This window comes from Streptomyces sp. NPDC060209, from assembly GCF_042728155.1.
In the GTDB taxonomy this organism is placed as follows: domain Bacteria; phylum Actinomycetota; class Actinomycetes; order Streptomycetales; family Streptomycetaceae; genus Streptomyces.
In genome coordinates this window covers 1-9139 of sequence record NZ_JBHWZS010000339.1, presented here as the reverse complement: position 1 = coordinate 9139, position 9139 = coordinate 1, and the positions used below count along the sequence as shown (strand labels likewise).

Below are 9139 nucleotides of genomic sequence, written 5' to 3'. Positions count from 1 at the left end.
GGACAGGGCGAAACGCCTCCTGTCCCCGGCCGGAGCCGTTTCCGTACCGTCAGACCTGTGCGGCACCCCGGTCGGGCACGCAGCGGCCCTCCTCGGTGCGGTAGGTCCAGCGGGCGCCCTTGCTCACCAGCTCGCGGACGGCCCCCAGGAACCTCTCGATGTGCTCGTCCGGCGTGCCGGCGCCGAAGCTGACCCGGATGGCGTTGAGGGACCGCTCCCCCGGCGCGGCCTCAGGTGCGCCGCACTCACCCGGGTCCTGCGGCTCACTGCCCAGCAGGGTGCGCACCAGCGGGTGGGCGCAGAACAGTCCGTCGCGCACCCCGATGCCGTACTCGGCGGAGAGCGCCGCGGCGAAGTGCGAGCTGTTCCATCCCTCGACGACGAAGGAGAGGACGCCGACCCTCGGGGCGTCGTCGCCGAACAGCGAGAGCACCTTGACCTCGGGGACGTCGGCGAGGCCCTCACGGACCCGCGTCACCAGCTGCTGCTCCCGCGCGACCAGCCGGTCGAAGCCGGCCTCGGTCAGGGCCTTGCAGGCGGAGGCGATGGAGTAGACGCCGATGACGTTGGGCGATCCGGCCTCGTGCCGGGCCGCGGTGGTGTGCCACTCGACGTCCACACCGCCGTCGGTGCGCCGGGCGACCTTGCGGGAGGCGCCGCCGCCCGCGAGGTACGGCTCGGCGTCCACCAGCCAGTCGGCGCGGCCCGCGAGGACACCCGAGCCGAAGGGCGCGTACAGCTTGTGTCCGGAGAAGGCGACCCAGTCGACGTCCAGCTCGGCGATGTCCACCGGGTGGTGGGGCGCGAGCTGCGCCGCGTCGAGCACGATCCGTGCGCCGTGCGCGTGGGCGGCGGCGGCCAGTTCCTTCACCGGCCACAGCTCACCGGTGACGTTGGACGCGCCCGTGACGCAGACCAGGGCGGGCCCGTGGGGGTCGCGGCCGGCGAGGGCCTGCTCCAGCGTGGCGACCGCCTGGTCCGGGGTGCGAGGGGCGTCGAGGTAGGTCACCTTGGCGTCGCGCCAGGGCAGCAGCGACGCGTGGTGCTCGGTCTCGAAGACGAACACCTGGCAGTCGGCGGGCAGTGCGGCGGCCAGCAGGTTGAGGGAGTCGGTCGTCGAGCGGGTGAAGACCACCTGGTCCGCCGCACGGCAGCCGAGGAATTCGGCCACGGTCACGCGGCTGCTCTCGAACAGGTCGGTGGAGAGCTGCGAGAGGTATCCGGCACCGCGGTGCACGCTGCCGTAGTACGGGGCGTAGGCGGCCACGTCGTCCCACACCCGCTGGAGAGCCGGGGAGCTGGCCGCGTAGTCGAGGGCGGCATAGGTGACGTCTCCACCCGTCACGAGCGGAACGGTGACATCGGCACCCAGAACCGGCAGCGGGGCACAAATGGTCTGGTCAGCGGCAGCGGTGGAGACAGACATGGCGAACTCCCGTAAGAGGCAGGCGAAATCCTCGCGCCGGCGGTCGGAAAACACGCGGCAGCGCGGGGAAAGAAAGAAAAGAGGGTGCGCGGAGAAGGGCGTCGAGCCCTATCGCATTCGCTTGCTCACAAGAGGCTCCCTGGGACCAGGACCCCAAGGGGTGGCATCCAACGATGCCGAGGGGCCCGCGCTTGCCACAGACCTCGCTGCCTGCGGCCTGGTCTTCACCCGGGGCACCCCGCCACGGACGGAGGGTTGCCGGACAGCGGGCCGGGGCCGTAGTCGCTGTCACTCATGACCTGCGCAGCATTTTGCCACAACCCCTGCGACGCGCAAGGGCGCAGTCCGCGATTCGGACTGCGCCCCTGCTCACATCGTGCGCCTTCAGGCGTTGCTGGCTGCCACCCAGCGCTCCAGCGCGCGCTTGGCCGCTCCCGAGTCGATCGACTCCGCGGCCCGCTCGATCCCGCCCGAGAGCTGCTCGCTCAGCGTGCCCGCGCCCGGGTCCAGCGCGACGAGTGCGGCAGCCGAGTTGAGCAGTACGGCGTCGCGTACGGGGCCTCTCTCCCCGTCGAGCAGCCGGCGGGCCACATCCGCGTTGTACGAGGAGTCCGCTCCGCGCAGGGCCTCGACGGGCACCAGGTCGAGGCCGACGTCACGCGGGTCGAACGCCTCCTCGCGGACGCCGCCGTCGCGGACGATCCAGACCCGCGAGGTCGCCGTGGTGGTCAGCTCGTCGAGGCCGTCGTCGCCCCGGAAGACGAGCGCCGAATTCCCCCGGCCGGCCAGCACACCGGCCACGATGGGCGCCATCTTCGGGTCGGCGACCCCGATGGCCTGGGAGCGCACCCGGGCCGGGTTGGTGAGCGGGCCCAGGATGTTGAAGGTGGTCTGCGTACCGAGCTCCTTGCGCGCCCTGGCCGCGTGCCGCAGGGCGGGGTGGAACTTCACGGCGAAGCAGAAGGTGATGCCCGCCTCCTCGGCGACGGCGACCACGCGCTGCGGGGTCAGCTCCAGATTGACGCCGAGCTTCTCCAGCACGTCCGAGGCCCCGCTCGCCGAGGAGGAGGCCCGGTTCCCGTGCTTGACGACCTTCGCGCCCGTCCCCGCCACGACGATCGCCGACATGGTGGAGATGTTGACCGTCTTGGCCATGTCGCCGCCGGTTCCCACGATGTCGACCGTGCGGCCGGGGACCTCGATGGTGTGGGCGTGCTCGTACATGGCGCGGACGAGCCCGGTGACCTCGTCGACGGTCTCGCCCTTGGCCCGCAGCGCGACCGCGAAACCGGCGATCTGGACGTCCGTGGCCTCGCCGCTCATGATGCGGTCCATGGCCCACGCGGTGTCGTCCGCACCGAGGTGCTCGCCGCGGAGGAGGGGGGTCAGCACGCCGGGCCAGGTACGGGCCGCCACGCTGTCGCCGCCGTCCGGGGTCACAACGTTCATGGTCCGCTCCTGGGGTCCACAGCCGATAGAGGTATCCCTCCCACCCTATCCAGCCCCGGGGACAGCGAAGAGCCCCGTCCATCGGATGGACGGGGCTCCCGCTGTGGCGGTCAGCTGAGGTGATCAGTGGTGGCCGTGGCCGCTGGTGATCTCCTTGTACTCCTCGGCAGTGGGCTTGGCGATCTGGTTGTTCTCGCCGTAGTAGCTCTTGCTGAGCCTGGCCCGCAGCTTCTGCAGCGCCGACGGCTTGCGCTCGACACCGTTCTCGTCGACCGTCGGGCCGATCTCGAACGGCTTGTACTGCTCGTGCGCCGTGAGCGTGTGCAGCTGCCCCGGGCTGAGCGGCTCGTGGATCTCGACGAACTCACCGTGCGGCAGGCGCTTGATGGTGCCGGACTCGCGCCCGTGCAGCACCTTCTCCTTGTCGCGGCGCTGGAGGCCGAGGCAGATCCGCCGGGTGACGACGAACGCCAGGACCGGGCCGACGAAGAAGGCGATCCGTACGAACCAGCTGATCGCGTTGAGCGACAGGTGGAAGTGGGTCGCCCAGATGTCGTTGCCGCCGCCGATCAGCATCACGAAGTAGATCGTCACCCAGGCGACACCCAGACCGGTACGGGTCGGAGCGTTGCGCGGACGGTCCAGGATGTGGTGCTCGCGCTTGTCCCCGGTGATCCACGACTCGATGAACGGATAGAGCGCGAGGGCCGCGAGGATCACACCGAAGAGGACCAGCGGGATCAGCACGCCGAGGACCAGCGTGTGGCCCCAGAGGTTGATCTCCCAGCCCGGCATCACACGGACGAAGCCTTCGGCGAAGCCCATGTACCAGTCCGGCTGGGCGCCCGTGGACACCTGGTCGGGACGGTAGGGGCCGAGCGCCCAGATCGGGTTGATCGTGGCGATCGCCGCGATGATCGAGATGAAACCGAAGACCAGGAAGAAGAAGCCTCCGGCCTTGGCCATGTACACCGGGAGCAGCGGCATGCCGACGACGTTCTTGTTCGTCTTGCCGGGCCCCGCGAACTGCGTGTGCTTGTGGAAGAACACCAGGATGAGGTGGCCGACCACGAGGCCGAGCATGATGCCCGGCAGCAGCAGGATGTGGATCGAGTAGAACCTCGCGATGATGTCCGTACCGGGGAACTCCCCGCCGAACAGGAACATCGAGATGTACGTACCGACGATCGGCATCGACAGGATGGCGCCCTGCGTGAAGCGCACACCCGTACCGGAGAGCAGGTCGTCCGGGAGCGAGTAGCCGGTGAACCCGGTGAACATGCCCAGGACGAACAGCAGGAAGCCGAACAGCCAGTTGATCTCACGCGGCTTGCGGTACGCGCCGGTGAAGAACACCCGGAACATGTGCACGAACATGCCGGCGAGGAAGATCACCGCTGCCCAGTGGTGGATCTGCCGGACCAGCAGACCACCGCGGACGTCGAAGCTGATGTCCAGGGTCGAGGCGTAGGCCTCGGACATCCGGATGCCCTGCATCGGCTCGTACGAGCCGTGGTACACGACCTCGTTCATGCTCGGGTGGAAGAACAGCGTCAGATACACACCCGTGAGGATGATGATGATGAAGCTGTAGAGGCAGATCTCACCGAGCATGAAGGACCAGTGGTCCGGGAAGATCTTGCGCATGTTGGCCTTGGCCAGGCCGTAGATGCCCAGCCGGCCGTCCGCCCAGTCGGCCACCCGCTCACCGGCGGGCGCCTTGCGCTGTGTTTCCGTCGCAGTACTCATCCGCGCTCCCAGAAGGCAGGACCGACGGGCTCTTCGAAGTCACCGAGCGCCTCGAGGTTGCCCTCGCTGTTCACGCCGATCCGCAGCTGCGGAAGGGCGTGACCGGCCGGACCGAAGATGACGCGGGCGCCGTCGGAGAGGTCGAAGGTGGACTGGTGGCACGGGCAGAGCACGTGATGCGTCTGCTGCTCGTACAGGCTGATCGGGCAGCCGACGTGGGTGCAGATCTTGGAGAAGGCCACGATTCCCTCGTGGGCCCACTCGCGCTCACGCTTGTCCTTGATGTTGTCCGGCTCGATGCGGATGATCATCAGGGCGGCCTTGGCGATCTGCGACTGGAAGTCGTGCGCGTCCTCCTCCAGGCCCTCGGGCATGGCGAAGGTCAGCGAACCGACGACGACGTCCTCGGGACGCAGCGGCTCCATGGTGTTCATGTTGACGAGCAGCTTGCCCTTGGCCCACAGGGTGTTGCGGAGCTTCTTCTCCGGCAGCGGACCGAGGTCCCGCAGCAGCACCACACCGGAGAGCGGCACCAGGGCCAGCGCACCGAACATCGTGTTGCGGATCAGCTTGCGCCGTCCGAGCGCGGACTCCTGGGCGCCGGCCGCGAAGTCGGCCATGACCTTGGCCTTGACCTCGGGCTCCGCCTCGATGGCGTGCCGGTCGTCGGCGACCTCCACGTCGGACATCAGGGTGCGCGCCCAGTGGACGGCGCCCGCGCCGATGAGGAAGAGCGCCAGCCCCAGGGTCAGACCCAGGGAGAAGTTGAGCGCGCTCACGTGGCCGAACGGCCAGATGTAGACGATCTTGTCGACCGGGAAGATGACGTACGAGGCGATGAAGCCGATCGTCGCCAGCATGGACAGCGTGAACATGAAGGCGACGGCCCGCTCGGAGCGGTTCGCGGCCCGTTCGTCGATGTCCTGGATGCGCGGCTTGTGGGCCGGCAGCCCCGGGTCGGCGAACGGGTCGCCCGCACCCTCTACCGCGCCGTGCGCGGTGCCCTGCTCTACCGGCAGGTTCTCTTCTGGAATCTGTTGGCTACTCATGACTTCTTGGCCTTAGCGGTGTGGGCCGCGACCCATACGGCGATGGCGACCAGGCCGCCCAGGCCGAAGATCCAGCCGAAGAGACCTTCGCTGACGGGGCCGAGGCCACCGAGCGAGAGCCCGCCGGGGGTCTCGGACTCATTACCGTTGACGGTCTTGATGTACGCGATGATGTCTTTCTTCTCCTGCTCCGGCATGGTGCTGTCCGGGAAGGAGGGCATGCTCTGCGGGCCGGTCTGCATGGCCTCGTAGATGTGCTTCGGGCTCACGCCTTCGAGGCTCGGGGCGTACTTGCCCTTGGTCAGGGCACCGCCCTCGCCCGTGAAGTTGTGGCACTGCGCGCAGTTCGTGCGGAACAGGTCGCCGCCCTTGGCCACGTCGGCGCCCGAGGGGTCGACCTGGCTCTGGGTGGGCGTGATCGGACCGGCGCCCAGGGACGCGACGTACGCCGCGAGCTGGTCGATCTCGGCCTGGGTGTAGATGACCTTCTTCTTCGGGACCTGGGCGCCCGGCTGCTGAGCCGGCATGCGTCCGGTACCGACCTGGAAGTCGACGGCGGCGGAGCCGACGCCCACGAGGGACGGCCCGTCGGTGGTGCCCTGACCGCCGGATCCGTGGCAGCTTGCACAGCCCACGGAGTAGAGCTTCTTGCCCTCGTCGATGGCGAGGGACTGGGCGGTTTCGTCGGCCTGCGCCTTACCCGCAGGCGCAAACGCGGCGTACAGCCCCCCGGTAGCCGCCAGCGCGAGGAGTAGTACGACGACTGCCGCCAGCGGATGGCGTCGTCGTGCGGAGAGCTTTTTCACGGATTACCCCGGTGTCAGGATCTTCTGCGTCGATGGTGAGTGGGTGCGAGCCCGGTTACTTGATCATGTAGATCGTGGCGAACAGGCCGATCCAGACGACGTCGACGAAGTGCCAGTAGTAGGACACGACGATGGCGGCGGTGGCCTGCTCATGGGTGAATCTCGAGGCCGCGTATGTCCTGCCCAGGACGAGCAGGAAGGCGATGAGACCGCCTGTCACATGCAGACCGTGGAAGCCGGTCGTCAGGTAGAACACCGAACCGTACGGGTCGGAGGACAGGGAGAGACCCGCCTCCTTGACCAGCTCGGTGTACTCGAGGACCTGGCCTCCGATGAAGATCGCACCCATCACGAACGTGATGATGAACCAGGTGCGGAGCTTCTTCACATCGCCCCGCTCCGCGGCGAAAACGCCGAGCTGGCAGGTGAGAGAGGAAAGCACCAGGATCGTGGTGTTCGTCGCCGAGAACGGGAAGTTCAGATGGTGAGCCATCTCCTTCCAGTGATCGGGTCCCATCACCGATCGCAGGGTGAAGTACATCGCGAAGAGGGCCGCGAAGAACATCAGCTCGGAACTCAACCAGATGATGGTTCCGACGCTGGTGAGGTTCGGTCGATTGACCGACGGGTGCGCGTGCCCGGTTTCTACTGTCGTTGCTGTCGCCACGACCGACATTATGTCGGTCGCTTATCCCGCCCTCACTCCGGGGGGTGCCGTTCGGTGTGTCAGTGGTGTGTGTCCTCACCGAACGGCCCATCGAATCGCCGTCTTTACCGGTGCTGACAGGCAGTCCACCGGAGTACGATCCGCCCATCGGTTCATGCCCGGAGAGCCCCGAAGACACAGACGTCACGGAGGAACAATGCAGCCGACCGCCACGGTCCTGGTCTACAGCGACGACGCCAACACCCGTGAGCAGGTGAGGCTGGCAGCCGGGCGCAGGCCTGCGGCGGACGTGCCACCGGTGGAGTTCCTGGAGTGCGCCACCCTGCCGGCCGTCCTGAGCGCACTCGACCGGGGCGGCATCGATGTCTGCGTGCTGGACGGCGAGACGGCCCCCGCGGGCGGCATGGGCGTCTGCCGGCAGATCAAGGACGAGATCTTCGACTGCCCGCCCGTGCTGCTGCTGATCGGACGCCCGCAGGACGCCTGGCTGGCCACGTGGAGCCGTGCGGACGCCGCTGTGACTCATCCGGTCGACCCGGTCGACTTCGCGGACGCCCTGGCCTCCCTGCTGCGCCACAGGCTCTCCGTAGGAGCCTGAGGCGGAGGGGCCCCGAACCCCTCCGCGGTGTCCTTTCGGGGCGCGGCGCACTCCCGGCCGGATCAGACCTGGGGGCGCAGCCGCGCCGTCTGGACGTCGGTGCCGGTGGCCGGCGTGCCGCCGCCGTGCAGGGCGCTGCCCTTCTGCCAGGCGTCCCAGGCCAGATTCCAGTCGCCGAAGCCGTTGTCGAACGGCGTCATCGTCTCGCCGTCGCTTCCGACGACCTTGACGATGTCGCCCTCGCGCACGGTCTCGAAGAACCATTCGGCGTCGGCGGTGCTCATGCCCGTGCAGCCGTGGCTGACGTTCGCGTTGCCCTGTGAACCCGTCGACCAGGGCGCCGCGTGGACGTACTCACCGCTCCAGGTGACGCGTGTGGCCCAGTAGACCGGCAGGTCGTAGGACTCCGAGGAGCCCGCGGCGATGCCGATGCTCTCACCGCGCATGCGTACGAACTGCTCCTTGGCCAGCACCACCTTGACGCCGTTGCGCGTGTCGAAGCCGGGCTTGCCCGTGGTGACCGGCAGGGTGTTGATCACTTCGCCGTTGCGGAGGACGGTCATGGTGTGCTCCGAGGCGTCGGTGATCGCTTCTATGCGGTCTCCTGTCGTGAGCTTCAGGGGCTTCGCGGCGGCGCCGTAGAGGGCGTTGGTGACCTTGATGCCCTTGAGGTTGCTGCGGATGTCGATGGTGGCGTCGGCGGGCCAGTACTCCTTGGGCCGGTAGTGCAGGGTCTTGTCGTCGACCCAGTACCAGGAGCCCGTGACGGCGGGCGTGGACCGGACCTGGAGCCCGCGCTCCACGGTGGCCCTGCCGGCCTTGTCGGTTACCGGAGCGCTGAGTTCCGCCGTAAGGGGCTGTCCGACGCCGTAGGTGCCCGCCTGCGGGCCGAACGCGACCTTCAGGAACTTCTTGGCCGAGGTCGTGCCGAAGGCGTACGTACGGCTGCCGGGGGCGCCGTCGCCGTTCTCGGTCGAGACCTTGACCGTGTATCGGGTGCCGGCCGCGAGCGAGGTGGTGGAGTGCCACCGCTTCCCGTCGGCGTCGAGTTCGCCCGCCAGGTGGCGGCCCTCGGTGTCGACGGCCGTCACGTCCGTGATTTTCGCGTCGTCATCCTTGACGGTGACTTCGAGGGGCTTGTCGGGGTCGGCCTTCTCGTCCTTGGACGGGCCGTTGAAGTCGATCAGGTCGGCGGCGTCGTAGGGCTTCAGCGACAGCGGATGACCATCGGGCTCGCCACAGGCGGTCGCACCTGCAACCAGGGTCACGACCAGCAGAGTGCAGCTCACTACGGTGCGGATGCGCGGCGTGTGGTTCATGAACCCACGCTAAGAAGATTCATCCGATCCAGCGCGTTCAGTGACTGCAAACGGGGGCCCGGCCCGCTCATTACTG

8 protein-coding genes and 1 riboswitch are annotated in these 9139 nt (G+C 68.2%); of the genes, 1 reads left to right on the top strand and 7 read right to left on the bottom strand.

The genetic code is table 11. The annotated features are described in order from the left end of the window. Positions 1-49 precede the first annotated feature (49 nt). From ACFWFI_RS37340 to ACFWFI_RS37315, 6 genes are all read right to left on the bottom strand, one after another. A complete protein-coding gene (locus ACFWFI_RS37340; protein WP_387399337.1) occupies positions 50-1426 on the bottom strand; it encodes an aminotransferase class V-fold PLP-dependent enzyme in 1377 nt (458 codons plus the stop codon). A gap of 182 nt (positions 1427-1608) precedes the next feature. Further along, a riboswitch (SAM riboswitch) is annotated at positions 1609-1726 on the bottom strand. 84 nt (positions 1727-1810) lie between these two features. After that, positions 1811-2875: an anthranilate phosphoribosyltransferase gene (trpD, locus tag ACFWFI_RS37335; protein ID WP_387399336.1), complete on the bottom strand. Its 1065-nt coding sequence runs from the start codon at positions 2873-2875 to the stop codon at positions 1811-1813. A gap of 123 nt (positions 2876-2998) precedes the next feature. Beyond that, complete coding sequence (locus ACFWFI_RS37330; protein ID WP_387399333.1) at positions 2999-4624, bottom strand: cytochrome bc1 complex cytochrome b subunit; 1626 nt, start codon at positions 4622-4624, stop codon at positions 2999-3001. Next, positions 4621-5673 carry a cytochrome bc1 complex Rieske iron-sulfur subunit gene (locus ACFWFI_RS37325; protein ID WP_387399331.1) on the bottom strand — a complete coding sequence of 351 codons (1053 nt, stop codon included), beginning with the start codon at positions 5671-5673 and terminating at the stop codon, positions 4621-4623. Before ACFWFI_RS37325 ends, ACFWFI_RS37330 begins: the two co-directional genes overlap by 4 nt. Next, positions 5670-6479: a cytochrome bc1 complex diheme cytochrome c subunit gene (locus ACFWFI_RS37320; protein WP_387399329.1), complete on the bottom strand. Its 810-nt coding sequence runs from the start codon at positions 6477-6479 to the stop codon at positions 5670-5672. Before ACFWFI_RS37320 ends, ACFWFI_RS37325 begins: the two co-directional genes overlap by 4 nt. Before the next feature lie 55 nt (positions 6480-6534). Next, on the bottom strand, positions 6535-7155 hold the full coding sequence (locus ACFWFI_RS37315; protein WP_014045480.1) for an aa3-type cytochrome oxidase subunit III: 621 nt from the start codon (positions 7153-7155) through the stop codon (positions 6535-6537). 187 nt (positions 7156-7342) lie between these two features. Here ACFWFI_RS37315 and ACFWFI_RS37310 point away from each other — a divergent pair, with 187 nt between their 5' ends. Continuing rightward, a complete protein-coding gene (locus ACFWFI_RS37310; protein WP_387399327.1) occupies positions 7343-7744 on the top strand; it encodes a DNA-binding transcriptional response regulator in 402 nt (133 codons plus the stop codon). A 62-nt stretch (positions 7745-7806) separates the two neighbouring features. On the opposite strand, the gene ACFWFI_RS37305 is transcribed toward ACFWFI_RS37310, so the two are convergent. After that, on the bottom strand, positions 7807-9063 hold the full coding sequence (locus tag ACFWFI_RS37305) for a L,D-transpeptidase (RefSeq protein WP_387399325.1): 1257 nt from the start codon (positions 9061-9063) through the stop codon (positions 7807-7809). Between the last annotated feature and the right edge of the window lie 76 nt (positions 9064-9139).